General features: G+C 62.1%; 30 protein-coding genes. 14 read left to right on the forward strand and 16 right to left on the reverse strand.

Going from position 1 to position 24364, the window contains the following annotated elements:
• Window positions 1-97 precede the first annotated feature (97 nt).
• Window positions 98-910: a type I methionyl aminopeptidase gene (map, locus tag ACR0BA_RS12070; RefSeq protein WP_170360548.1), complete on the forward strand. Its 813-nt coding sequence runs from the start codon at window positions 98-100 to the stop codon at window positions 908-910.
• On the opposite strand, the gene ACR0BA_RS12075 is transcribed toward map, so the two are convergent.
• The 4 genes from ACR0BA_RS12075 to ACR0BA_RS12090 are packed head-to-tail and all read right to left on the reverse strand — an operon-like array spanning window position 898 to window position 3500.
• Window positions 898-1077, reverse strand: coding sequence for a hypothetical protein (locus ACR0BA_RS12075; RefSeq protein WP_170596459.1), 180 nt, complete (start codon window positions 1075-1077; stop codon window positions 898-900). The genes map and ACR0BA_RS12075 overlap by 13 nt on opposite strands.
• Before the next feature lie 23 nt (window positions 1078-1100).
• Window positions 1101-1736, reverse strand: coding sequence for an HAD family hydrolase (locus tag ACR0BA_RS12080; RefSeq protein WP_480728138.1), 636 nt, complete (start codon window positions 1734-1736; stop codon window positions 1101-1103).
• The gene (gene rsmD, locus ACR0BA_RS12085; protein WP_480728140.1) at window positions 1729-2292 is read right to left on the reverse strand and encodes a 16S rRNA (guanine(966)-N(2))-methyltransferase RsmD; all 564 of its coding nucleotides are present in this window, start codon (window positions 2290-2292) and stop codon (window positions 1729-1731) included. Before rsmD ends, ACR0BA_RS12080 begins: the two co-directional genes overlap by 8 nt.
• On the reverse strand, window positions 2289-3500 hold the full coding sequence (locus tag ACR0BA_RS12090; RefSeq protein WP_260063708.1) for an NAD(P)/FAD-dependent oxidoreductase: 1212 nt from the start codon (window positions 3498-3500) through the stop codon (window positions 2289-2291). Before ACR0BA_RS12090 ends, rsmD begins: the two co-directional genes overlap by 4 nt.
• A gap of 99 nt (window positions 3501-3599) precedes the next feature.
• Here ACR0BA_RS12090 and ACR0BA_RS12095 point away from each other — a divergent pair, with 99 nt between their 5' ends.
• The 4 genes from ACR0BA_RS12095 to ACR0BA_RS12110 all read left to right on the forward strand — a co-directional run bounded on the left by ACR0BA_RS12095 (window position 3600) and on the right by ACR0BA_RS12110 (window position 5171).
• A complete protein-coding gene (locus ACR0BA_RS12095) occupies window positions 3600-4085 on the forward strand; it encodes a peroxiredoxin (RefSeq protein ID WP_170360950.1) in 486 nt (161 codons plus the stop codon).
• A gap of 120 nt (window positions 4086-4205) precedes the next feature.
• Entirely contained in the window at window positions 4206-4451 is a 246-nt protein-coding gene (locus ACR0BA_RS12100) for a glycine zipper 2TM domain-containing protein (RefSeq protein ID WP_093964393.1), read from the forward strand.
• 11 nt (window positions 4452-4462) lie between these two features.
• Entirely contained in the window at window positions 4463-4810 is a 348-nt protein-coding gene (locus ACR0BA_RS12105; protein WP_170360535.1) for an EF-hand domain-containing protein, read from the forward strand.
• A 49-nt stretch (window positions 4811-4859) separates the two neighbouring features.
• The gene (locus ACR0BA_RS12110) at window positions 4860-5171 is read left to right on the forward strand and encodes a hypothetical protein (protein ID WP_170360533.1); all 312 of its coding nucleotides are present in this window, start codon (window positions 4860-4862) and stop codon (window positions 5169-5171) included.
• Here ACR0BA_RS12110 and ACR0BA_RS12115 read toward each other — a convergent pair.
• Genes ACR0BA_RS12115 through ACR0BA_RS12130 form a run of 4 tightly spaced genes read right to left on the reverse strand, consistent with a single transcriptional unit; the run spans window position 5168 to window position 7912 of the window.
• On the reverse strand, window positions 5168-5461 hold the full coding sequence (locus tag ACR0BA_RS12115) for a 4a-hydroxytetrahydrobiopterin dehydratase (protein ID WP_170341049.1): 294 nt from the start codon (window positions 5459-5461) through the stop codon (window positions 5168-5170). The genes ACR0BA_RS12110 and ACR0BA_RS12115 overlap by 4 nt on opposite strands.
• On the reverse strand, window positions 5458-6645 hold the full coding sequence (locus tag ACR0BA_RS12120; protein WP_480728141.1) for a GNAT family N-acetyltransferase: 1188 nt from the start codon (window positions 6643-6645) through the stop codon (window positions 5458-5460). The genes ACR0BA_RS12115 and ACR0BA_RS12120 overlap by 4 nt, the downstream gene beginning before the upstream one ends.
• 47 nt (window positions 6646-6692) lie before the next feature.
• Window positions 6693-7460: a glycerophosphodiester phosphodiesterase family protein gene (locus ACR0BA_RS12125; RefSeq protein ID WP_170364672.1), complete on the reverse strand. Its 768-nt coding sequence runs from the start codon at window positions 7458-7460 to the stop codon at window positions 6693-6695.
• Window positions 7457-7912: a RidA family protein gene (locus tag ACR0BA_RS12130; protein WP_005980179.1), complete on the reverse strand. Its 456-nt coding sequence runs from the start codon at window positions 7910-7912 to the stop codon at window positions 7457-7459. Before ACR0BA_RS12130 ends, ACR0BA_RS12125 begins: the two co-directional genes overlap by 4 nt.
• Before the next feature lie 296 nt (window positions 7913-8208).
• Here ACR0BA_RS12130 and ACR0BA_RS12135 point away from each other — a divergent pair, with 296 nt between their 5' ends.
• Both ACR0BA_RS12135 and ACR0BA_RS12140 read left to right on the forward strand, forming a co-directional pair.
• Complete coding sequence (locus tag ACR0BA_RS12135) at window positions 8209-9036, forward strand: MlaA family lipoprotein (protein ID WP_170341043.1); 828 nt, start codon at window positions 8209-8211, stop codon at window positions 9034-9036.
• A complete protein-coding gene (locus ACR0BA_RS12140) occupies window positions 9026-9634 on the forward strand; it encodes an MlaC/ttg2D family ABC transporter substrate-binding protein (protein WP_480728143.1) in 609 nt (202 codons plus the stop codon). The genes ACR0BA_RS12135 and ACR0BA_RS12140 overlap by 11 nt, the downstream gene beginning before the upstream one ends.
• 60 nt (window positions 9635-9694) lie before the next feature.
• Here the strand turns inward: ACR0BA_RS12140 and ACR0BA_RS12145 are convergent, their stop codons facing one another.
• From ACR0BA_RS12145 to ACR0BA_RS12160, 4 genes are read right to left on the reverse strand one after another with little or no spacing between them, the layout of a single operon-like run.
• Window positions 9695-10792, reverse strand: a complete 1098-nt coding sequence (locus ACR0BA_RS12145; protein WP_480728144.1) for an ABC transporter ATP-binding protein — start codon at window positions 10790-10792, stop codon at window positions 9695-9697.
• 3 nt (window positions 10793-10795) lie between these two features.
• Window positions 10796-11695 (reverse strand): carbohydrate ABC transporter permease, encoded by a 900-nt coding sequence (locus tag ACR0BA_RS12150; RefSeq protein WP_093964103.1) that lies wholly within the window; start codon window positions 11693-11695, stop codon window positions 10796-10798.
• Window positions 11688-12560 (reverse strand): carbohydrate ABC transporter permease, encoded by an 873-nt coding sequence (locus ACR0BA_RS12155; RefSeq protein WP_093964102.1) that lies wholly within the window; start codon window positions 12558-12560, stop codon window positions 11688-11690. The genes ACR0BA_RS12150 and ACR0BA_RS12155 overlap by 8 nt, the downstream gene beginning before the upstream one ends.
• A gap of 57 nt (window positions 12561-12617) precedes the next feature.
• On the reverse strand, window positions 12618-13862 hold the full coding sequence (locus ACR0BA_RS12160; protein WP_170364103.1) for an ABC transporter substrate-binding protein: 1245 nt from the start codon (window positions 13860-13862) through the stop codon (window positions 12618-12620).
• Between the two features lie 218 nt (window positions 13863-14080).
• Between ACR0BA_RS12160 and ACR0BA_RS12165 the strand changes: the two genes are divergently transcribed.
• Entirely contained in the window at window positions 14081-14818 is a 738-nt protein-coding gene (locus ACR0BA_RS12165) for a response regulator transcription factor (protein WP_170360520.1), read from the forward strand.
• A complete protein-coding gene (locus tag ACR0BA_RS12170; RefSeq protein ID WP_480728146.1) occupies window positions 14815-16254 on the forward strand; it encodes a sensor histidine kinase in 1440 nt (479 codons plus the stop codon). Before ACR0BA_RS12165 ends, ACR0BA_RS12170 begins: the two co-directional genes overlap by 4 nt.
• Before the next feature lie 17 nt (window positions 16255-16271).
• Here the strand turns inward: ACR0BA_RS12170 and fliP are convergent, their stop codons facing one another.
• Genes fliP through fliF form a run of 4 tightly spaced genes read right to left on the reverse strand, consistent with a single transcriptional unit; the run spans window position 16272 to window position 19471 of the window.
• Window positions 16272-17000, reverse strand: coding sequence for a flagellar type III secretion system pore protein FliP (fliP, locus tag ACR0BA_RS12175; RefSeq protein WP_480728243.1), 729 nt, complete (start codon window positions 16998-17000; stop codon window positions 16272-16274).
• On the reverse strand, window positions 17000-17287 hold the full coding sequence (locus ACR0BA_RS12180; RefSeq protein ID WP_093964097.1) for a FliM/FliN family flagellar motor switch protein: 288 nt from the start codon (window positions 17285-17287) through the stop codon (window positions 17000-17002). The genes fliP and ACR0BA_RS12180 overlap by 1 nt, the downstream gene beginning before the upstream one ends.
• On the reverse strand, window positions 17280-17876 hold the full coding sequence (locus ACR0BA_RS12185) for a FliH/SctL family protein (protein WP_480728147.1): 597 nt from the start codon (window positions 17874-17876) through the stop codon (window positions 17280-17282). Before ACR0BA_RS12185 ends, ACR0BA_RS12180 begins: the two co-directional genes overlap by 8 nt.
• Window positions 17876-19471 (reverse strand): flagellar basal-body MS-ring/collar protein FliF, encoded by a 1596-nt coding sequence (fliF, locus tag ACR0BA_RS12190; protein ID WP_480728149.1) that lies wholly within the window; start codon window positions 19469-19471, stop codon window positions 17876-17878. Before fliF ends, ACR0BA_RS12185 begins: the two co-directional genes overlap by 1 nt.
• Window positions 19472-19590: 119 nt before the next feature.
• Between fliF and ACR0BA_RS12195 the strand changes: the two genes are divergently transcribed.
• The 5 genes from ACR0BA_RS12195 to ACR0BA_RS12215 are packed head-to-tail and all read left to right on the forward strand — an operon-like array spanning window position 19591 to window position 24290.
• A complete protein-coding gene (locus tag ACR0BA_RS12195; protein ID WP_170364659.1) occupies window positions 19591-20088 on the forward strand; it encodes a flagellar basal body-associated FliL family protein in 498 nt (165 codons plus the stop codon).
• 9 nt (window positions 20089-20097) lie between these two features.
• Window positions 20098-20652 (forward strand): hypothetical protein, encoded by a 555-nt coding sequence (locus ACR0BA_RS12200; protein WP_480728151.1) that lies wholly within the window; start codon window positions 20098-20100, stop codon window positions 20650-20652.
• Entirely contained in the window at window positions 20652-21233 is a 582-nt protein-coding gene (locus ACR0BA_RS12205) for a MotE family protein (RefSeq protein ID WP_480728153.1), read from the forward strand. Before ACR0BA_RS12200 ends, ACR0BA_RS12205 begins: the two co-directional genes overlap by 1 nt.
• Before the next feature lie 46 nt (window positions 21234-21279).
• Entirely contained in the window at window positions 21280-22149 is an 870-nt protein-coding gene (motA, locus tag ACR0BA_RS12210; protein WP_480728155.1) for a flagellar motor stator protein MotA, read from the forward strand.
• Complete coding sequence (locus tag ACR0BA_RS12215; protein ID WP_480728156.1) at window positions 22146-24290, forward strand: hypothetical protein; 2145 nt, start codon at window positions 22146-22148, stop codon at window positions 24288-24290. Before motA ends, ACR0BA_RS12215 begins: the two co-directional genes overlap by 4 nt.
• Window positions 24291-24364: the final 74 nt, after the last annotated feature.

The following is a 24364-nucleotide window of genomic DNA, read 5'->3' on the forward strand; positions in this document are numbered from 1 at the left end:
GATCAGGGCAGGCACCCGCGTCCCTGCGCCCTCTGGTACTTTCTGCACAAGCAGCGTAGAAAGGATGCTGCGCAGAATTTTTTGGAGCCCCGCACGAATGAAAGAGCATCGTGGCCGTCTGACGAAGGACGGTATCCGCATCTACGAACAGGCTGACTTTGCCGGCATGCACGCGGCAGGGGCTCTGGCGGCGCGCATCCTGGATGATATTGCCGAGCATGTCTTTCCCGGCCAGACCACGGGCGAGATCGACCGGATCATCACCCAGATGGTCGAGGACGCCGGCGCGAAATCGGCCACCATCGGTTACAAAGGCTATCAGCACGCCAGCTGCATCAGCGTGAACCACGTGGTCTGCCACGGGATTCCCGGGGACAAGAAGCTCAAGGATGGCGACATCCTGAATATCGACGTGACCGTGATCGTCGACGGTTGGTTCGGCGACACGTCGCGCATGTATGTGGCCGGAAAGCTGCCGCGCAAGGCCGAGCGGCTGATCCAGGTGACCCACGACGCCCTGTTCAAAGGCATTGAGATGGTCAAGCCGGGCAACACCTTCGGTGACATTGGCCACGCGATCCAGTCTTATGTCGAAGCCCACCGCATGAGCGTGGTGCGCGATTTCTGCGGGCACGGGCTTGGCCGCGTGTTCCACGCGCCGCCCAACGTGCTGCACTATGGCCGCCCGGGCACCGGCGCGGTTCTGGAAGAAGGCATGTTCTTCACCATCGAGCCGATGGTGAATCTGGGCCGCCCCGAGACCAAGACGCTGGCCGATGACTGGACCGCCGTGACCCGCGACAAGTCGCTGTCGGCGCAGTTCGAGCATTCGGTGGGTGTGACGGCGGACGGGGTCGAGATCTTTACCCTGTCACCGGGCGGAAAGTTCCACCCGACCTATTCCTCCTGATCAGCGGCCTGATCGCGTAGAAGCTTCAGCAGCAGGGTGTCCGGGCCCCAAGGTGTCACCGCGTCCTGAATGAAGACGGGTGCGGGCCGAGGCTGTGGCTCGGGTCCTGAGGTGGCCTGCCTCTCGAACCGGGCGGGCCAGAGTGGGCGTGAAAGTGCGCGGTCCATGACCGCAGTCTAGCACAGACCCGTCAATGACCCAAAAGCTGCGGCACCTCCTTCATGTCACGGATGACTTCAGCCCCGAGCCCGGCCAGGCGCGCGCCGTCATCGTGCGGCGCATAGGCAAGGCACCTCATCTGGGCCCGGATCGCGGCGGTCACACCGTTCACACTGTCCTCGATGACGACGGGCGACTTCGCACCGAAATGTCGGGCCGCGGTCTGGAACAACCCCGGCTCGGGCTTGGCGCTGCCGACCTCATGGGCCGAGAAGATCGCGCCCTGGAACCTGTCCCACAGCCCGTTCTGGCCCAAGGTGATCTGCATCTTCTCGCGCCGCCCGTTCGAGGCCACACAGAATGGAATGCGCTGTTCGTCCAGATGGCGCAGCAACTCGGGGATTCCCGGAATCACGGGAACACCTGCGCGCAGCACATCATAGATCTGCGCATAGATCTGCTCGGTCCAGTCATCGGGCAGGTCAGCGCCCATCTTGCGAGCCGAGTCCCGGACGCCCGACATGGTGCCGCCCACGAACATCGACATGCAGTCCTGCAGCGACAGGTTCAGCCCATACCCGGCCAGGTTGTCGACCATCACTTGGTTGGAGATCGTTTCACTGTCGACCAAGACACCGTCGCAATCAAAGATTACCAGATCATGCATGCGTTCCGTCCCGCCACATCAGAGAGACATGGGTGTCGCCGTATTTGCGCGCATCGTGCAGCGTAAAGCCTTCGGGCGGGGCCATCGGGGCGTTCTCTTCCCAGACCACCAGCGTGTCATCGGCCAGCCAGCCGCCCTTGAGTGCCGCCACCAGCGCCTTTTGCCCCATTCCCTTGCCATAGGGCGGGTCGAGAAAGATCAGGTCGAACGGCGCTTCGGGATTATCGCCCAGCCGCGTCGCGTCGCGGCGGATCAGGGCGGTGCGGTCGGCGCTGCGGGTCAGGTCGATATTCTTGCGGATCAGCCCCTGCGCCACCCGCCCGTCATCGACGAAGATGACATGCGCCGCGCCGCGTGACAGCGCCTCGAGCCCCAGCGCGCCGGTGCCGGCGAACAGGTCCAGCACCCGCAGCCCGTCGAAATCGATCAGGTGGTTCAGCACGTTGAACAGGCTTTCGCGAACCCGGTCGGTGGTGGGGCGCAGATGCGCGCCCGCATCCCCCTTGCCGACCGAGGCCAGCGCCCGGCCCCGGAAATCTCCGGCGATGATCCTCACGCCTTGAGCAGCGGTTTCAGATCCGCTGCGGGGTCGGCCACCACCGCCGGATCCGCGGTTTTCCCTGCGTCGATCAGGCGCTTGCCGACCATATAGGCGCGCGGGTCGTTCATCGCATCCACGGCCAGCAGCTGATCGCCCTGGTAATACCAGAACGAGGTGGTCGCTCCCTCGCCCGGACGGGTTACAACGTGGTCATAACCCATGTTCAGCCCGGCGATCTGCAGCTTCACGTCATACTGGTCCGACCAGAACCAGGGCGTGGCCACGTAATCCTTGCCCGCGCCCAGCATGTTCTGCGCCACCACCTCGGCCTGGTCGATGGCGTTGGGCACGCTTTCCAGACGGATTCGCCGGCCCTTGTAGGGGAACGAGGCGCAATCGCCCGCCGCCCAGATATCGGCGGCAGAGGTGCGGCCCTGCACATCGGTTTTGATACCGTTTTCGATGGCAAGCCCGGCCGCTTCGGCCAGTTCGGTGGCCGGAGCGATGCCCACGCCGACCACCACGAAATCGACCTCGAGTTCGGTCCCGTCGCCCAGCACCGCGCCGGTGACCTTGCCATTCTCGCCGGTGATCCGGTCCAGCCCTACGCCTTCGCGGATGTCCACGCCATGCGCGCTGTGCAGTGCGCGGAAATAGTCGCTGGTCTCGGGGGCCGCGACACGCTGCAGGATGCGGTCAGCCATCTCGACCAGCGTCACCTGCACGCCGCGTTTGGCGCAGACGGCCGCGGCCTCGAGCCCGATATAACCGCCGCCCACGATCAGCGCCCGCGCGCCTTGGGTGACGGCGGGGGCCATCGTGTCCACATCGGCCAGCGTGCGCACCACATGCACGGCCGCCAGGTCTCCGCCGATCGCGGCAGGCAGGCGGCGCGGATGCGAGCCGGTGGTCAGGGCAAGCTGGTCGTAGGATATCACCTCACCGCTTATGGTCACGGTCTTGGCCGCCGGGTCGATCGCGCCCACCTGCTGGCCCAGACGCAGGGTGATATCGTTCTCGGCATAGAAACTTTCGGGGCGCAGGTAGAGCCGTTCAAGCTCCATCTCGCCCAGCAGATAGGCCTTGGACAGCGGCGGGCGCTGATAGGGCAGCACGGGTTCCGCCCCGATCAGGGTGATCGCCCCGTCAAACCCGCCTTTGCGCAGCCCGGCCACCAGTGATGACCCCGCCTGCCCGGCTCCGATCACGACGATATGGCTCATCTGGTCCGCCCCCTGTCAATTTCCCGTGGCTTGTGCCACCCGCCCACCTATATTGCGGCAAGGAGCGAGTTTGCAATTTCAATCGACAGGAGCATGAAGATGATTTCAACCGGCGACACCCTGCCCGAAGCAACCCTGATCCAGATGGGCGCTGACGGACCGGAAGAGGTGCGGGTCTCCAGCAAGGTCAAGGGCCGCAAGGTGGTGATCTTTGCCGTGCCCGGCGCGTTCACCCCCACCTGCCACTCGGCCCATGTGCCCAGCTTCATGCGCACCAAGGACCAGTTTGCGGCCAAAGGCGTGGACGAGATCATCTGCGTGTCGGTCAACGACCCCTTCGTGATGAAGGCCTGGGGCGAGGCCACGGGCGCAACTGCGGCCGGACTGACCATGCTGGCCGATCCGGCCTCGGAATTCACCAAGGCGATCGGCATGGATTTCGACGCCCCGCCAGCCGGCCTGATCGCGCGCTCCAAGCGCTATGCGATGCTGGTCGAAGACGGCAAGGTCGTGGCGCTGAACCTGGAGGAAAGCCCCGGCGCCTGCGAGATTTCGGCTGGCGAAGGCTTGCTCGAAGTCATCTGACAGGACGGCCCCGGTGCGCACCGGGGCCATGCCACAGGTCACGTTGGATGAAGGCCAATTAACTTGGCCCGCACCCTCGGAATGTGCCAGTGTTCCTGCATGGGAACCGGGAGCTCATTCATGAAAAGATTTCTAGCAGTCATTACTTTGGGCGGCGCGGGGCTGTTGACCGCGTGCGGGCCTGCGCCAACACCGCAGCAACAGGCTGCGCGCCAGCACGAGATCGCCTGTCTTGGCGGCACCTTGGGCGGCGCGTTGATCGGCGGCGCCATCGGCAACCAGTTTGGCGGTGGGTCGGGCAAGGATATTCTGACCGCAGCCGGCGCCGTGGCCGGCGGGGTCGAAGGCCAGAGATTCGCATGCTGAGGAGCGCCAGGATGAAACACTCGGTTCTATTGATGACGGCCCTGATGATGGCAGCACCTGCCGCCGCAGACAGCGTGGCCGAACTGAATGAGCGCGAATTGAACGCGATCGACGCCAACAACGACGGTTTCCTGTCGCGCGACGAATTCGATGCCTTTTCGGATTACGCTTATCAGGAAATGGACGATGACAAGAATGGCACGCTCGGTCTGGACGAGGCCAAGCCGTTCATGGATATCAAGATGTTCCAGAAGATTGACCGCAATCGCGACAACTCTATCTCTCGGTCAGAGTATGACTCGCAGATGAATGACGATTTCCTGTCTGCGGACAAAGACCGGAACGGTCAGTTGGATTGAGGCCCGGCGCCCCGGCACGGCTGACCCTGTGACCAATAGGAGCGCAGGCATGAGAGTATTTTATTGGCTTGGCGCGGTCGTTCTGCTGGCAGCGTGCGACGTCCCGCAGGCGCCGGTCGTGACCGGGCCGGACGGGCAAGCGCACATTCAGATCAATACGGCAGGTCTGACCTGCTATCAGACGCGCTGTCTGGACATCAATCCGGCGGCGCGTAGCGTACGGATGATGGGCAATCGCACCGCCGGAATCCCGCGCGACATCGACGTGAGCGACGGTACCGTGACCCCGGCCGAGTTCCGTCGTCTGGGCGAGGTAGCGATGTTGGCTGGGGGCATGGGGTCGCGGGGCGACCGCGGCTAAAGCAGGCTGTCCATCTTGCGCGCAAGCTTGGCGTCCTGAGACGACAGGCCGCCCACGTCATGAGTGGTCAGCACCACCTCGACCGTGCGGTAGACGTTGGACCATTCGGGATGATGGTTCCATTTTTCCGCAAAGATCGACACTTTGGTCATCCAGCCGAAGGCATCGACAAAATCGTCGAAGATAAAGGTCTTGGTGATCGCGTCACGATCCTTGACCATGGTCCAGCCGTTCTTGAACAGCGGATCCAGCAGCGGGCCACGGGTCTCGGTCGACAGAAGTTCGCTCATTGCTGTTCCTCCGGGTTGGCTTTTCTGAACGGGCCGTAATCCGTCAGAATTTCGATCTCTTCCCCCACCGCGCGGGCCTCGGCCTCGAGATACCGCGCGACGGCGTCGGCAAAGCCGGGATCGGCGATCCAGTGCAGGCTGTGGGTGCGCGTGGGCAGATAACCCCGCGCCAGCTTGTGCTCTCCCTGCGCGCCGGCTTCGACGCGGTCCAGACCATGCGCGATGGCAAAGTCGATCGCCCTATAGTAGCACAGTTCGAAATGCAGGCAGGGGTGATGTTCGTTGCAGCCCCAATAGCGCCCGAACAAGGTCTTGCGCCCGATGAAGTTCAGCGCGCCTGCCACCGGGTATCCGCCCCGCTCGGCTAGCACCAGCGCCACGTCATCGGCCATGGTTTCGTGAACGATATCAAAGAATTGTCGCGTCAGATAGGGCGAGCCCCACTTGCGCGCGCCGGTGTCCTGATAGAACTCCCAGAACGCGTCCCAGTGTTCGGGGCGCAGATCGGTGCCCGTCAGGGTGCGGATCTCGCCGCCGAAGGCATTGGCCTGCGCCCGTTCCTTGCGGATGTTCTTGCGCTTGCGCGAGGACAGCGCGGTCAGAAAGGCATCAAAATCGGCATAGCCGTCGTTCAGCCAGTGAAACTGCTGCGAATCACGCGCCAGCAGGCCCATCTGCTGCCCGGCCAGCGCCTCGTCCCGGGTGCAGAAGGTGACGTGCAGCGACGACAGGCGATTGTCGGCGGCCAGTTGCACCGCCCCCTGCACCAGCGCCGACATGGCGATCCCGTCATAGCCGGGCCGTGTCAGAAACCGCCGCCCGGTGGCCGGGGTGAAGGGCACCGCGATCTGCAATTTCGGGTAATACCGCCCGCCCGCGTTTTCATAGGCATGGGCCCAGCTGTGATCGAAAATGTACTCGCCCTGGCTATGCGACTTGGCAAACATCGGCGCGGCCCCGATCAACAGGCCGTCCAGATAGGCGGTCAGGTATTGCGGCTGCCAGCCGGTGCCCCGCCCGACCGAGCCGCTGTCTTCCAGCGCGCGCAGGAACCGATGCGTGGTGAACGGGTCCAGCGGGCGGGTGCCGTCGGCGGCCTCGGGGCAGGCGCAACTGTCCCATTCGGCCGCCGGGATCTGATCCAGCGTCGACAGAACCCGAATTTCGATCTGTGACTGGTCCATGTGCCCTCCTGCGTCCCCTGAACTATCTGTGACGCCGGCAGCGGGGTTCAACCCGGAATGGCGGCCAGATAGTTCTCGAAGGTCACGTTGTCGGCCACCTTGCGCGCCTCGGCCTCCTGTTCGGCCGAGCGCACCGTCCAGCACAGGATCGGCACGCCTTGCGCCTTCAACTCGGCCACGCGGGGGCGGGACAGGTCCTGCACCTCGTGGCTGATGAAGCTGGCGCCAACCCGGTCGAAATCGGGGATCTCGCGCAGGTGGTCGCAGACCTCGGCCGGCAGATGCTCGACTTCGGGCTTGTAGGAACAGGTCGTCAACCCACGCGGCATCTCCGGCGCAAGCCGGGCCAGCTCGGCCACCGAGTTGGGGTTGAATGACATCAGCGCGACCGGGCCGTCATAGGACTTGAGCAGCGCGACCGCGTCTTGCTCCAGCCGCCCGTCCACAGGCCCCATCGCACCGTGCTGATCCTTGAACTCGATCAGCAGCGGCACGCGGCCGGCCACCAGTTGCAGAACTTCCTCAAGCGAAGGGATACCCTCGTCCCCGTGCAGCAGCGGAAGGTCCGCGGCCTCGGCCCGGGTGATCTGCTGAATGGCGCCCGGCCGCCCGGTCAGGCGCGTCAGATCATAGTCGTGGAACACCATGGCATGGCCGTCCGACGTCAACTGCAGGTCAATCTCGATCCCGTAGCCCGCAGCAATGGCGGCCCGGATGGCCGCCCGGCTGTTTTCCGGGCGGTTCTGGCGAATGTCATGCAACGCCCGATGCGCGATCGGCGCGCCCATGAACACACGAGGCAGAGACGGTGTCATTGGATCTCGAAAATCCCTTCGATCTCGACGGCCACGCCCAGCGGCAGCGATGCGGCGCTGACGGCCGAGCGCGAATGGCGGCCGGCATCGCCCAGCGCCTCGACCAGGAAGTCGGACGCGCCGTTGATCACCTGCGGCTGGTCGGTGAAATCGGCGGTCGAGTTCACGAAGCCGGTCAGCTTGATCACCCGCACCAGCTTGTCGATGTCCCCGCCGCAGGCCGCCTTGACCTGGGCCAGCAGGTTGATGGCACAGACCCGGGCCGCCGCCGCACCGGCGGCCACATCCATATCGGCGCCCAGCTTGCCGGTGATCAACGCATCGTCCTTCGAGATCTGGCCCGACACATAGACGATGTTGCCCACCCGCACGAACGGCACGTAATTGGCTGCCGGTGCAGGGGCGTCCGGCAGGGTCACGCCCAGGGATTCCAGTTTGGCTGCGATGCTCATGTGATTGTCCTCAACTTCATGTGGCTCGGGCGGACGCTAACCGGGAACACCGCCCACGGAAAGCCGGAAACCGGCAATTTCGCATTTGCCCGCGATTTGGGCAGGTCTCCACTCATGCGGATGTGTTGAATGCAGGCCACTTTACCCGGGTCCGGCGCGCGGGTTAAACGCTAGGAGTTTCCTTTCGAGTGCGAAACGACTATGTGCCGTTGAATTGGTCCGTTGTGCCAACGAGAAAACGTATTGATTGAGTGTCCGGCTGGATTACATCCGGACGATCGGGAGTAACCAAGACCGTGTCCAACCGGATCCGTTTCAAGCACATCGTCGCAGTGTCGCTGTTCGCGGTTCTGTCGGCCTGTGCGTCGCAACCCCAGGACGCAGCGGCCCGCGGCGAGGTCTTCGACCCCTACGAAAACGCAAATCGCGGCATTCACAAGTTCAATCTGGGCGTCGACCGGTTCCTGTTCCGCCCGGCCTCGAAAGGCTATGTGAAAATCGTACCCGACCCGATGGTCACCAGCTTCAACAACTTCGCTGAAAACATCTCGTTGCCCGGACAGGCCGTCGACTATCTGCTGCAGGGCAATCTGAAACAGTCGGGCAACGCCCTGCTGCGGTTCGTGATCAACTCGACCGTGGGCGGGTTCGGTCTGTCCAAACCGGCGGATGAGTTGAACCTGCCGCCGGTTGATACCGATTTCGGCGAAACGCTTCATGTCTGGGGCTTCGGCGAAGGGGCTTATGTCGAACTGCCGTTCTACGGCCCCTCGACGACCCGGGATGCGGTCGGCGTTGTGGTCAACCTGTTCTCGAACCCGATCAACTTCTCGCCGACGCGACCGGCCGACAACCTGGGCGTCTATGCCGAGGTGGTACGGCGGATGGGCGATCGGGGCAGATTCTCGGACACGGTCGACTCGATTCTGTACGAAAGCGCAGACAGTTACGCTCAGGCCCGCCTGATCTATTTGCAAAACCGCCGGTTCGAACTGGCAAGGGACGATGAGGATGCCTATCTGGGTCTGTATTCCGATCCCTACGCCGATACCGGCACCGACCCGGTCAGGGACCCATACCTTGACCCTTACGAGGACCCATATGAGGACCCCTATGCTGAATAACGCCATGAACCGCCGTACCTTTACCGCCACCGCCCTGGCCGGGCTGGCCGTGGCTGGCCTTCCGCAGCAGACCCTGGCGTTGACCGAGGCCAGCGCGACACAACTGGTCAACAGCGTCGTTGCCGACATCACGCGCGTGATCGAGTCGGGCAAATCCGAAAGCGCCATGCTGCGCGATTTCGAAAAGATCTTCGTGCAATATGCCGACGTTCCGATCATGGCACGCTATGCGCTGGGCGCCGACGCCCGCAGCGCCAGCAATGCCCAGATGCGCGAATTCACCAAGGCTTTCCAAGGGTATATCTCGCGCAAATACGGTCGACGCTTCCGCGAATTCATCGGGGGTGAGGTCACCGTGAAGAATGCCCGCAAGATCAAGGCCGGCTACGAGGTTCGCAGCAGCGTCAAGCTGCGCGGCGAAGCGCCGTTCGAAGTGACCTTCCTGGTGTCGGACAAATCGGGTCGCGACAAGTTCTACAACATGTTCATCGAAGGCGTGAACCTGCTGCTGACAGAGCGGACCGAGATCGGCGCCATGCTGGATGCGCGCAAGGGCAACCTGGATCAGTTGATCAATGACTTGAAAACGACCGGCTGAACCAACCGGTCAGAGTGATGATGACGCCGCGCAGGATCCCTGCGCGGCGTTTTTTGTGGCTCAGTTCAGGCGTTCGCCTGTCGCTTTCGCGAAATAGGACACTTTGCTCATGTCAAAGGCCAGGTTCAGCATCTGACCGGCCTGGGCACTGGTCTCAGCATGCAGGCGCGCAGTGACCTGTTTGCCGCCGAGTTCCGACACGACATAGGTGTCCGCGCCCGCCGGCTCGACCATGTCGACCAGACAGGCGGCCTCTTGCACACCGGCACCAGCGCGGAACCCGGCCTCGGCGATGTCCTCGGGGCGCAGGCCCAAGATCACCTCTTCGGGCAGGTCCAGATCGCGCGTATCCGTCAGCACGATCGGGTCAGCCCCATCCCGCGCAATGGCGACCTGCGTGCCGGTCCCGTTGCGCTGGACCCGCGCCGGGATCAGGTTCATCGCCGGCGAGCCCATGAAATCGGCCACGAACAGGTTGGCGGGGCGATTGTAGATCTCGGCCGGGGTGCCGATCTGCTGCACCACACCGCCCTTCAGCACCACGATCTTGGTGGCCAGGGTCATCGCTTCGATCTGATCATGGGTCACATAGACGATCGAGGCATCCAGCGTCTGATGCAGCTTCTTGATCTCGGTCCGCATCTCGACCCGCAGCTTGGCGTCCAGGTTCGACAGCGGCTCGTCGAACAGGAACAGCTTGGGGTCGCGCACCAGAGCCCGGCCCATCGCCACACGCTGCCGCTGACCACCCGACAGTTGGCTGGGGCGGCGGTTCAGCAGGGGCTCGATCTGCAGCAGCGAGGCGACCTCTTTCAGCTTGGCGTCCTGTGTGGCCTGATCGACGCCGCGCACCTTCATGCCAAAGGTGATGTTCTTGGCCACCGACATGGTCGGGTACAGGGCGTAGGACTGGAACACCATCGCGATGTCGCGGTCTTTGGGGCTGACCTGGGTCATGTCCTTGCCTCCGATCGACAGCGTCCCGCCCGAGATCGGCTCGAGCCCGGCGATGCAGTTCAGCAGGGTCGACTTGCCACAGCCCGAAGGGCCGACCAGTACCAGGAAATCGCCTGGTTCGATCGAGATGTTGATGTCCTTCAGAATCTCGGTTGCGCCGTAATTCTTGTACAGGTTTTGGATATCGAGGATGGGAGCCATGGGTTATCCCTTCACGGAACCGGCGGTCAAGCCGCGGATGAAATACTTACCGGCAACGACATAAACGAGCAGCGTCGGCAGCCCCGCGATGATCGCGGCGGCCATGTCGACGTTGTACTCTTTGACGCCGGTGGTTGAGTTGACGATGTTGTTGAGCGCCACGGTCACGGGCTGCGTGCCCGCCTGGCTGAACGAGACGCCGAACAGAAAGTCATTCCAGATCTGGGTGAACTGCCAGATCACGGTCACAACGATGATGGGCAGCGACAGCGGCAGGAAGATCGACCAGAAGATCCGAAAGAACCCGGCACCATCCACTCGCGCCGCTTTGGTCAGCTCGGCCGGGATGGTGACGTAGTAGTTGCGGAAGAACAGCGTTGTGAAGCCAAGCCCATAGATCACGTGGACGAAGATCAGGCCCGGAATGGTTCCGGCAATCCCCATCAGGCCCAACAGACGCGCCATCGGCAGCAGGACCACTTGGAACGGGATGAAGCAACCGAACAGCATCAGAGAAAAGATGATGTTGGCCCCTTTGAAACGCCACTGCGCGACGACAAATCCGTTCAATGCCCCCAGAAGGGTCGAGATTGCCACGGCAGGGACTGCAATCAGGACCGAGTTCCAGAAATAGGGCCGCAGGCCTTCGCACTGGATACCGGTGCAGGCGCCTGACCAAGCGGTTTTCCAGGCATCCAGACTGACCTCGCGCGGCAGCGAGATCAGCGATCCCGTGCGAATTTCCTCGAGGCTTTTGAGCGATGTGGTCAACATCACGAAAAGCGGCATCAGGTAGTAGAGCGCAAAAAGACCAAGCAGGACATACAGCAACCAACGCAGGGCAATCTTGCCCGTGGCACTCTGGCTGCGGGTTCGGGTTTGGGGCATCGACAGATCAGTCATTTTTCGCCCTCAGTTCTGAGTAGAGGTAAGGAACCACGATGGCAAAGACGACCAGCATCATGATCATCGCGGACGCCGCCGCCTGGCCGATATCGCCGCGCGAAAACGCCATGGCGTACATGTATGTTGCGGGCAGATCTGTCGCATAACCCGGACCACCGCCTGTCAGGGCGATGACAAGGTCAAAGCTCTTGATCGCAAGGTGCGCCAACACGATGAAGGCCGACAGGAAGATCGGAGCCATCGACGGAATGATGATTGCCGTATAAATCCGCCAGGTGGGGATGCCATCGACCTGTGCGGCCTTGATGATCTCACCATCCACCGACCGCAGTCCGGCCAGGAACAGAGCCATGACAAAACCCGAGCTCTGCCAGATCGCGGCGATGACGATCGTGTAGATCGCGTAGTCCGGGTTCACCAGCCAGTCGAACTTGAAATTCGGAAAGCCCCAGCCCTGGACCATGGCCTCGATACCCAGACCCGGGTTCAGGATCCACTTCCATGCGGTACCGGTCACGATCATCGACAACGCCATCGGGTAGAGATAGATCGTACGGATCGCGCCTTCGACGCGGATCTTCTGATCCAGCAGGATCGCCAGCAGCAGGCCCAGCACCATCGCGATCACGATAAATAGCGCGCCAAAGACGTAAAGGTTGTTGATCGCCGTGTCCCAGCGGGGCGAGTCGAACAGGCGCTCATATTGGATGAAGCCCTTGATCTCGTATTTCGGCAGCAGTTTCGATCGGGTCAGCGACACCCAGGCGGTCCATCCGATAAATCCGTAGACAAAGATCAATACGGCGATGAACGACGGTGCCAGCACCACCTTGGGAAGGTGGTTTTCCAGCCATTCGGACATTTTTTCCTCCGGGGAAAGATGCTCTGCCCCGCAGTATAGGGGGCAGAGCGTGTTGGATCAGTAGCTGTTTGCCACCGCGTCCGCCAGTTGCTGAACCGCGTCAGCCGAGGACATATCCGAGTTGAAATGCGCGGTCACGACGTCGGTGATCGCACCAGCCTGCGCACCGCGCAGCGCCATGCCATGCGCGTAGGACGGCAGCAGCGAGCCATTGGCGGACGAAGCGCCCATGTCTTCGGCCGAGATCTTGGCGCAGATGTCGAACTTGTCCAGCGCCACATCGGTCCGCGCCGGAATCGAACCCTTGTTCAGGTTGAACACTTCCTGGAACTTGGGGGCCACGATCAGCTTGGCGAGCAGTTCCTGACCTGCGCGCTTGTCGTCGCCGTCCACGTCGAACATGGCAAAGCTGTCGACGTTGTACAGATAGCCGTCACCGGGGGTCGAGGCACACAGGAAGTCTTCGCCGGGGACTTTGCCCGCGGCCAGGAATTCGCCCTTCGCCCAGTCACCCATGATCTGGAAGGCGGCCTCACCGTTCATGACCATCGCGGTGGCCAGGTTCCAGTCGCGGCCCGAGAAGTTCTCATCAACGAACCCGCGCAGGGTGCGCATCTGGTCAAAAATCTGAACCATCGTGTCCGAGGTCAGAGTCTCGGGGTCCAGATCGACAAAGGCCTTCTTGAAGAACTCGGGTCCGCCGATGCCCAGCGCAACTGCTTCGAAAACGGTTGCGTCTTGCCAGGCCTGACCACCATGGGCCAGCGGGATGATACCTGCAGCCTGCAGCTTCTCGGCAGCGGCGTTGAACTCTTCCCAGGTGGTCGGCATCTCGATGTCATTGGCGGCCAGGATATCGGCATTTGCCCAGATCCAGTCGATGCGGTGCACGTTGACCGGTGCAGCACACCAGGTGCCTTCGCACTGCATATGCGCCGCGATCGAGGCGGGCAGGACTTCGGCCCAGCCCTCGGCCTCGGCAACGTTCGAGATGTCCGCCAGAACACCCTCTTCATACCATTCCTGGATCGCCGGGCCTTTCAGCTGAACGGCGGTCGGCGCGTTTCCGGCCAGAACGCGGGCGCGCAGCGCGGTCATCGCTGCGTCTCCGCCGCCGCCTGCAACGGGCATATCCGTCCAAGTGCCGCCATTGGCCGCGAATTCTTCCTGCAGAACGGCGACCGACTTGGCCTCGCCGCCCGATGTCCACCAGTGCAGAACTTCGGCCTGCGGTTCGGCCATCACCGACGTGCCAGCCAGAACGGCCAGCGACGACGCCGTGGCGAGTGCGAAACGTTTCATGTTTGGTATCCTCCCAGATCCTTGTTTGCTGCCGCGTGGCAGCGATGCGGGACATTACCGGCAGCTGCTTGCCGTCTGGCAATGGCAAATTTCCCATGTATCCGGCGCGGGCTGCAAATTTTCCCGCCTTTTGTTACAGCGTGTTACGTTGACCTTGAATCTGTTGCAGTCCGTTACAATTGAGGGCAGCGTCGAGGGGGAAATCGGGGAGGAACAGCGTGAGCATTCCACGTCTGCTGGTTGTGGATGACGATCCGGAAATCCGGTCGATGTTGACCCAGTTCTTTCACCAGAACGGGTTCATTGCCCTGCCAGCAGCAACCGAGCGCGAGGTGCAGGCACACCTGAAATCAGGCCGCATCGACCTGATCCTTCTGGACGTGATGCTGGGTGATGAAAACGGGGTCGAGATCTGCGCCCGGCTGCGCCGCGAACAGGACGTGCCGATCATCTTCGTGTCGGCCCTGTCTGCCGATCACCAACGCATGGCCGGGTACGAGGTGGGCGCCGACGACTACATCGCCAAGCCGTTCAACCCGCAACTGCTGCTGGCGCGTGTGCGCGCGGTGATGCAGCGCGCGCGGCGCACGCCATCGCTGGCCTATCGCCGGCGGATCCGCACGTTCCGCTTTGGCGGATGGGTCTATGACGGCAAACGCGACGAGGTGCATGCCCCGGACGGGTACCAGGTGTCGCTGTCGCAGCGCGAAACCGCGTTGCTCAAGGTGCTGCTGGCCAACCCGCACATTCCGCTGACCCGCGACGAGATCGCCGCCGCGCTGGACGTGACCGGCACCGGTGACAAGCCCGAAGCGCAGGGTCGGGCCATCGACGTTCTGGTGGGGCGGCTGCGCTCCAAAATCGAGGCCAACCCCAAAGATCCGCAGATGCTGCGCACGGCCCGCGGTGTCGGCTATGTCTTCGCCTGCGAGGTCACCGTGGAACAGGAGGCATGACCCTGCGCCTGCGGGATCTGGGCTGGGCCTGGAGCCTGGGTGCGTTTGCTGCCGGGCTGCTGGCGGCAGGACTGTGGTTTTCATCCGTTCGCAACTGGGACGCCTATCTGACCCGGGCCTATGTTGCCGGGTTCTCGGTCTACGAAGATCTGCGCGCTGGTCGCGCCTCGCATCCCGACGTATTGATCACGCCACTGCCGCCCGAGGCCGCAAGTCTGGCCGATGCGGGTGAATTCGAGCAGTTGCCCGACCTTGCAGGACGCCGGTTTCTGACCAACCTGTCCATTCTGACCGACAGCTCCGCGCCGCTCAGCGGGCGGAACCTGACGCTTGCGGTCTTGTCCGACCGGCTGGTCTATCCGGTATCCGACATCGTGTCAGGCAACGACCAGACCGGGCCGCAGAAGATGGGCAACCTGACACGCCTGCTGGCCACCTATTGCAGCGAACCCATTCTGGTGGCCCGGTTCGGACAGGGCGCTTGGCAGAAGATCGACGGTACGCAGGTCTGGGGGTGCGATGCGGCCCCGACCGACCTGCGCCTGCCCGCGATCTTTCTGGCCGTCGTGGCACTTGCGATCATTCTGACATCGGTCGGCAATGTGACAGACAGCTTTTCGCGGTTCTCCCAGTCGCTGCGTGACCGCCGGCGCAGCGGGGGTCCGGACAGCTACGACATGTCTGGGCCGGCCGAACTGCGCGACATCGTATCGGCGGTCAATACGCATCTGGAGGACGAACGCGCACAGCTGGAAAAGCGTGCCACGGTCCTGTCCGGCGTCAGCCACGACCTTGGTACGCCAGCGGCCCGCGTGCGTCTGCGCGCGGCGCTGATTCCGGACGCCGAATTGCGAGAGAAGCTGGAGTCCGATGTCGACCAGATGACGGGCATGATCGAAAGCGTGTTGACCTACACCCGCTCGGAACTGAGCATCGAGGACCCGCGCCAAATCTCCCTAACCTCACTGGTCGAGTCGCTGGTTGCCGACTACCAGGACATGGATCTGCCTGTGACCCTGAAACAGGTCGCCCCGGTCGAGGTGGAGGGCGCGGCGTCGCTCTTCATGTCGCGGCGCGGGCATGGCTCGCTTCCAGAGACCCGCCGCATCCTTGTCATGGCGCGACCGATCTCATTGAAACGGGCGTTGACGAACTTGATCGACAACGCGCTGAAATACGGGCGCCACGCAACGGTTGAACTGGAAACCGACGCGGAAACCGCCACGATTGTCGTCGAAGACAAGGGAACCAACTTGTCCGTTTCGGATATCGAGGCGCTGATGGCCCCGTTCCGGCGCGGTTCGAACATCGGGTCGTCCGACGGGTTCGGGCTGGGCCTGACAATCGTTGCAACCGTGGCAGAGCAGCATGGGGGCTCGCTGCGCTTTGAAGCGGGTGATCAGGGTCTGCGGGCACGGCTGCAGATCCGGCGCTGAGACCGTCCACACGCAGGCTAGGAATAGCTTCGCACCAAGGCACTGGCGATCAGGGACCACCCATCTGCAATCACGAAAAACGCCAGTTTGAACGGCAGCGAAACCGTGGCGGGCGGCACCATCATCATCCCCATCGACATGAGTACCGCAGCCACTACAAGATCGATGATCAGAAACGGTAGAAATATCAGGAATCCGATCTGGAACGCGCGGGCAACCTCGGACAACATGAACGCCGGCATGAGAACCGACAGTGGCGCCTCCGGCGACAGCTCCATCGACGCGGTGTCGGGGCGCAAGGCCGCCATGGCCCGAAACGTGTCACCATCCAGCCGCGCCACCATGAACTCGCGGAACGGCACCATGGCACGTTCCAATGCAGGCTCTACCGCAAGTGTTTCTTCGACCATCGGGCGGATCCCGGTGTCCCAAGCCTCGGTAAAGACCGGCTCCATGATGAAGTAGGTCAGAAACAGCGCCAGGCTGACGATCAGCATGTTGGGCGGGGACTGTTGCAACCCAATCCCCTGCCGCAGAATGGCCATTACCGTGACCAGAAAGGGGAAACAGGTCACCATGATCGCAAGGCCGGGTGCCAGGCTGAGCACCGTGATCAGCAGGATCAACTGAATGGTTCGCGCCGATATGGATCCGCCATCGCCCAATGACAGCGACAGCTCCTGTGCCGATGCCAGTGCGGGTGTCAGCACAAGGATCACAATTGCACTCCAGGCCGCCCGACGCATCATCCAAGTCCGTTCTGGAAATCCGAAATCTCGGTCAGACGCACCGCCAATTGACCGGCGTTGTCCCCCTCCATTTCCTCGAGCAGACCACGGGCGACCAATTGGTCGCCGACATACAGATCCACCGGATCTTCGACCCGTTTGTCCAAGGTCAGAACGGCGTTCTCACCCATGCTCAACAGGTCGCGTATCAGGGGGCGCGCCCGACCGACGGAAACCGTCACCTCGATGGGAACGGCTTCGAACGGATTGGGTCTTTCAGGTTTGGATGCAGGTGCGTCACTCATTTGACAAAGCCTCTTTTGCCTCAAAAACATATGCGTCGAAAGCGGCGGCGATCGCGTCCAGCAGCGCGGTGCAATCAACCTCGGACCGGGTGGTGCCGACCTGCAACCGCGCCTGACCCGGCAGCAACTCGGGGTCCGCGACGACCTTGGGGAGAGGCGTTATGTCGGCGGGCAACATTGCATCGACATCCCCTTCAACACCGGGTGGAACCAACAGAAGGATCGGTTGTGCAACCTGCGCCTTGGCCATTTCGCTCAACTGCTCGATCACGCGGGTGGCAAGCCCCCGATCCAACGCCTGGGGAAGGACGGTCTGAACCAGAGCACTGAACATCGGTTCAAGCGACAAGGTCATCCGGGTCAGAGCTTCCTGGTAGGTGAAGGACATGTCGGAGAAAGCCGCCCGCATATCCTCGGTCAGTGCAGCACGACCTTGGGCTTGGGCCTGCAACGCATCCTCCCAACCCGCACCATATCCGCGTTCGAAAGCGGCAAGCCGCTCTTCCTCCAAAGCTTCTTCGTCCAGCATTCGCAGATTCGCGCCGTCGGCCTGAGCCGTGAAATCCTCGAGCAGATGGGCGATCGACATCACACCTTCTCCTCGTTTTCTTCCAGCCAGCTCCGCAGAATTTCGACCGTCTCTTCCTGTTTGCCCCCGATCATGGCGCGCAGACGGCCAACCGCATCTTCGCTTGCCGTGGACCCAATCGCAGGCACAGAGCCTCCGTTTTCACCCTGGCCTGTGAGAGCGCTGAATTCCTGTCCATCCGCATCCGAGATTTCACCGACAAGATATGGCGCGCCACCATCGGCGGGGGCCGCGGCACTCGGCAAGGCTGGCACTGCGGCCGAACCGGTCAGGATCGGCCGGATCACGAACAGCCCCATGATCAGCGAGACCATGGCCAACACTGCCATCTGTATCAGCGACATTGTATCCAGATGGAGGCTTTGCCAGACCGAAGCGGTCGCCAATGTTCCCTGCGGTTCGACATTGGGCAGTTCCAGGGATTTCAGCGTGATGACATCCCCGCGATCCGCGTCGAAGCCCACGGCCGAGGCGACAAGCTCTTCCAGAGCGTCCAGTTCCGGCTGTGCCATCGGTACAAAAATCTCGGCACCGGTAGCGTCCGTTGTGCGGGTACCGTTGACGAGAACGGCAACCGTCAGGCGTTTGATTGCCCCGGGCACCCGCAGAACTTCAAGCTCGGTCTCTGAAACCTCATAGTTGATCCGCTCGCGGGTTTGCGTGGCTGAAGAATTCGATTCATCGCTGCCATTGCCGTCCCCGTCCGGCAGGTTGGACGCGACCGTCACATCCGACGACTGATTGCGGGAGGTATCCGACCGTTCCTCGACATCGGTGCTGATTGCGACGCGGCCCTTGGGGTCGAACCGCCGCTCTCTTATGGTTTCGGTCTCGGTGACCGTGTCGACGCTGACTTCGACCACCGCATTGCCGGGTCCGACGCGCGCCTCGACCAGCCGCAGGACGCGGTCGCGCAGGACCTTGGCCTTGTCATCGGCAGTGTCGGCGGCGACCGCCGTCTCTTGCGGGCCGATCACGGCGCCGCTGGAATCGATCACCGCAACATCCTCGGGCGCGAGGCCGGTCACGGCGGAGGCCACCAGAAAACGGATCGCCTTGGCCTGCTCAACCGTGATCTTGGCCCCGGATGGCACCAGATAGACCGAAGCGGTTGGCGAAACGCTGGGCTGGAACGGGCTTGTGGACCCGCTGGCAATGTGAACCCGCGCCTGCCCTACATGAGGGCTGCTGACGATGGTTCGTGCCAATTCACCTTCCTTGGCGCGCCAATAGGCAGCGTCGAACATCTGCGAGGTCGTACCGAACCCACTCAGCGTATCCAGCAGTTCATAACCCCGGTTGCCATTTGCAGGCAGACCCTCGCTTGCCAGGGTCATGCGCAACTCGTCGCGTTGCGAGCCCGGAACATAGATTGAGCCGCCACGAATCTCGTAGGTGACACCGCGTTGATCCAGGGCCCGGACGATATCCCCCGCTGCCCCGCTTTCCAGCCCCGCATAGAGGAGTGTCATGGACGGAGATGTCACCAACCGCGACATCGCCAGGACACTCAGGAACACGACGACAGCCGCGCCCGCCACGATGATTTGTTTGCGCCTGCCCAAACTTGCCCAGACAGTTCCGATCTGCTGCACGCTCACCTCCGACTCGCCGACATTCTGTGCGGCTCGGGCCCTGTTTGAACGATTGCCCTTAACAATCGGTTAGTCCCTGCGGGGTTATGACGGGTGCCGAACGCAAGAATGAGGACGCCATGACAGACGCGACCGTGGATGAGGCAGAAGGCCCGAAGAAGTCGAGCAAAAACGGACTGATGATTGGCGCGGTTCTGGCGCTGCTAGGTGCTGCGGGCGGGTACTATGTGACCGCGTCCGGGCTTTTGGGCAAAGGCCCAGAGGCCGAGGGAGAAACAGCGGAAAACGCGGACGCCGGAGATGCGATCGATGCGTTGCCGGATGTCGGGTTCGTCGACCTGCCGCCCGTGATCGTGTCCGTGAATTCCGGCGATTCGCGCCATCTGAAATTCCACGCTCAACTTGAGGTGGCCGCCGGTCACGAGGCCGAGGTGGAAAAGATGATTCCCCGCATCATGGACGTGATGAACGGCTATCTCCGGGCCATCAACCTGTCCGACCTCGAGGACTCGCTGGCCCTGGTTCGCATCCGCGGGCACCTGCTGCGGCGCATCGGCATCGTCGTTGGCGAAGGTCGGGTACGTGACGTTCTGGTCACGGAATTCGTATTGAACTAGGAGGCGAAATTGGAACTGATCTCGGACATTCTGCTGGTCGCCGGCGCCTTGGGGGCCGGGTTGTACTGTTTTGTTCTGGCCCGACGCCTCAGGCGGTTCACGGACCTGGAGCGGGGCGTCGGTGGCGCGGTTTCCGTGCTATCCGCACAGGCGGAAGAACTGAAGAAATCCCTGGATGCCGCGCGGGCGGCATCTGACCAACCCGGACACAAACTGCAGGATCTGACCGAGCGCGCCGAGTCAGTCGCACAGCGGCTTGAGTTGATCATGGCGTCGATGCACGACGTGATCCCCGAGGACAAACCCGGGACTGGGGAGCCTGCAAATGCCTCGGTCGAAGCCAAAAAGCCGTCACCTCTCGAGGCGGAACCGGTATCGCTGAAAGAGGAATCCGGGCCCCAAGCACCCAGGCAACCCGCCGAGCCTGAGGCGGTGGAACAAATGCCATCCAGGCGGGAAGCCGAGGTCAAATCCACCAACGACCCCGCAGAGGATCCGGGCCCGATTCCCAAGGGCGTATTGTTCTTCAGGCACAAGGCTCAAGGTAGCGAGGCCCGATCCTGATGCGCAGCCTGCAACCTGCCCAACGTCGACCGCGTGGTGGCGTTCTGACCCTCATTTCAGCCTTGATGATCAGTTCCGCCATCATACGGCTGGGGCTGGAGGCTGGGCCAGCTTTGGCAACGGGGCCTGACCCCTCGGAACTCTCGGCACACAGTGCCGGCTCGGACGAAAAGCCGGACATGCAAACCTTGCTGACCGAATTGCTGCGTCGGGAAGCGGCCGTCAAACAACGTGAGAGCGCGCTGCGCGACAAGGAGCGTGCCCTGGAGATTGCCAACGAGGCCATTTCGACGCGTCTCTCTGCTTTGCAAGAGGCCGAGGCATCGCTGCGCGAGACATTGGCCGTGGCGGACAAGGCGGCTGAAAACGACCTTACCCGTCTGACCGATGTCTATCAGAACATGAAGCCCAAGGACGCCGCGGCGCTTTTCGAAACGATGGATCCGGTTTTTGCGGCCGGTTTCCTGTCGCGTATGCCGCCTGAGGCTGCTGCGGGTGTGATGGCCGGTCTCAGCCCCGAGGCCGCCTATACCATCAGCGTCGTAATGGCCGGACGCAACGCCAACGCCCCCACTGAGTAGCCGCCATGAGCCCCACCCTCAAAGACCGCTCTGCCGGAGAGACCACATGATCGGAATTCTTGGAATCGTCTTTATTTTCGTAATGGTGTTCGGCGGCTACCTCGCCGCCGGCGGCAAGATGGCGATCATCCTCAAATCTCTGCCGTTCGAGATGATGATGATCGGCGGGGCCGCCATCGGCGCCTTTCTGATCAGCAATGACCTGTCGGCGGTCAAACACACGATCAAGGATCTGGGCAAGGTTTTCAAAGGCCCGAAATGGAAGCCCGAAGACTACCGCGATCTGCTGTGCCTTCTGTTCTCGCTGATCCGGCTTGCCCGTTCAAATCCGGTCGAGCTCGAGCAGCATATCGAAGACCCTGAAAACTCGGCCATTTTTGCGGCCTTCCCCAAGATACAGGCGGACAAAGAGGCGGTTGACCTGATTTGCGACACCATGCGGTCGGCGGCGATGAACTATGACGATCCCCATCAGGTTGAAGAGGTTCTGGAAAAGCGGATGGATGCCAATTTCCACCACGCCATGCATTCCAGCCACGCCCTGCAAACCGTGGCGGACGGGTTGCCGGCACTTGGGATCGTCGCGGCTGTTCTGGGCGTGATCAAGACCATGGGCTCGATCGACCAACCGCCCGAGGTCTTGGGCAAGTTGATCGGAGGTGCCCTTGTCGGGACTTTCCTGGGCGTCTTTCTGGCCTACGGGCTGGTCGGCCCCTTCGCCGGAAAGCTGAAAGCGGTCGTGGAGGAAGACAACCACTTCTATCAACTGATCCGGGAAGTTCTGGTTGCCAACTTGCACAACCACAACCCCGCAATGTGTATCGAGGTTGGTCGCCAGAACACGCCGACCCACAATCGCCCCGGCTTCACCGAATTGGAAGAAGCCTTGAAAGAGATCAAGCAGGCGGCAGCATGATCCGGGTTTTGCTCCTGACCCTTGGCCTGAGCGCATTGGCAACTGGAGTGCTGGCGAAGGACGTTCCGGTGCGGTCCGGCGAACATGACGGCTTCACGCGGCTTGTTCTCAGCGTTCCTGCGGGCACCACCTGGAGCCTCGCCCACCGGAAAAACGGCGCTCGCCTGGCGGTCGATTTGGACGACGTGGAATTCAAGACCGGATCGGTCTTTGCACGATTGTCCGCAGGCCGGCTTGAGGCCATATCGCAGGCCGATCCCGGCGCGCCGCTTGAGCTGGACTTCGGCTGTGATTGCGCGGCGACCGCTTTTTTGTACAAGGATACGATGATCGTTGTGGACATCGCGGCACAAAAAGCCTTGCCTCCGCCAAGTCTGTACATTCCATCGATTGTGATCCCAGAGCAGACTTCCAAACGTCGTCCACAGGCCGGAACGCCATCAATTGAAATCGTTGCCCCCCTTCTGCAACTGGATCGTGATGACCTGCAGCAGCGCCTTTCGACCCGTCTGTTGCAAGGCGCAGATCGCGAGCTTGTCGACCTGAATGTCACACCTCCGGGTCCGCGTGCCTCGGCGACTGAAACGCTTCCGGGCATCGCGCGGGATTTGCCTGCCCATATCCGGGTAAGCTCGATCCTTGACGAGTTGGGCAAACTGGGAGAGCCACCACTGCAACCTCTGGAGTCGCTGCCAGCCTGTATTTCGGATGCCGAATTGGGGTTCGACACCTGGTCTGACGGTCGGCCCTTTGCGCATCAGGTGGCTGAACTGCGGGCGGGGTTGTTCCTGGAGTTCGACAGGGTCGATGGATCCATCGCGCTCAAGCTTGCAAAGCTGTTGGCACACTGGGGTTTCGGTTCGGAGGCCATTCAGGTTCTGCAGTTGATGGAAGATGCATCGCCGGAACAGGAATGGGTTCGAGCAGTCGCGCAAATAATTGATGATCAGCCTGTATCAGAGCCTAACCAACTGCGGGGGTTGCAACGCTGCGACGGCGCGGTTGCCATGTGGGCCGCGATGGCAGATGGCCAGTTGCAGGATGATGCGCAGCAGGAACGGATGGAACAGGCGTTCCTGAGGCTTCCTGAGCATCTACGCCGGATCCTCGGCCCAAGGCTGGCCGAAATATTCGTCAAATCCGGTCAGCTTGAGGCCGCCCGGCGGGTACTACGTTCGGTGGATCGCATCCAAACTCTGCAACACCCCGAGGTGACACTCGCGCAGGCAACTGTTGCTGCCGCTGAGGGAGATGCGGACACCAGCGACATTTTGTTGAACGACGTCATCGACAACCCAAGCTCGGATTTGGAAACCCCGCTTGCCCTGGCCCGGCTTGTTGAAAAGAAGTGGGCAGAGGGCGGGGCCGTTTCGAGACGGCAAATAGATCTGATCTCGGGCTACTCTATCGAACTGCGCAATTCTGAATTGGGCCCGGTCATGGCCCGCGGTCACGCCCTGGCGCTTGCCCTGGGCGGCGAGTTTTCCGCAGCCTTCGATATTCTTGATGCCCATCGCGGATACGAGACCTGGTCCGGCACGCGCAATCGTATCTTGCATCTGGCAGCAGAGCGCGCCGATGATGTGACCTTTCTGCTGTATTCAAGTACTCTGAAACCATATGAACTAGAGTCTAATTCGACCGAGACTTCGCTGTTGCTTGCCAAGCGTTTTGCGGACCTCGGCTTTGCCAAGCAAGCCCGAGACTTGACTGATGCAGGTTCGGATGGGACACGCAGGCGCGACCGCGCCATCCTTCGGGCCCGGGCCGCGCTGCTGGAAAACCGACCGGATCTGGCCCTGCGCGAATTGGCCGAGGATCCCTCCGATGTCGCTGAAAGGCTGCGGGCACAAGCCCTGACCGATATGGGCAATTACACGGCCGCCGTTGAGGCTTGGCGGGACATAGGGGATGAAGATACCGCCGCGCGCCTGTCATGGTGGGCGGGATTCAACTTGGAAGAAGTTGGGGCGAAGGACACCGCGCTGGGGCAGGTCATAGATCTGAGCTCGGCCCTGCGTGCGCCAGTGCAGCGAGAACCGGACAAGCCGATTTCGGACGCTGAACAGCTGCTTGAGACCAGCGCCGACACGCGGCAGAAGATAACCGAATTGCTGAACATGACAACTGAATTGGAATAGTCAGGATCCGCGCGACGAACAGCCGGCTTGTGCGCCTCGCATTGAGAGCATGCGCTTGTCTGAAAGAGCAAGCA

The organism is Ruegeria sp. CI5 (assembly GCF_056536885.1).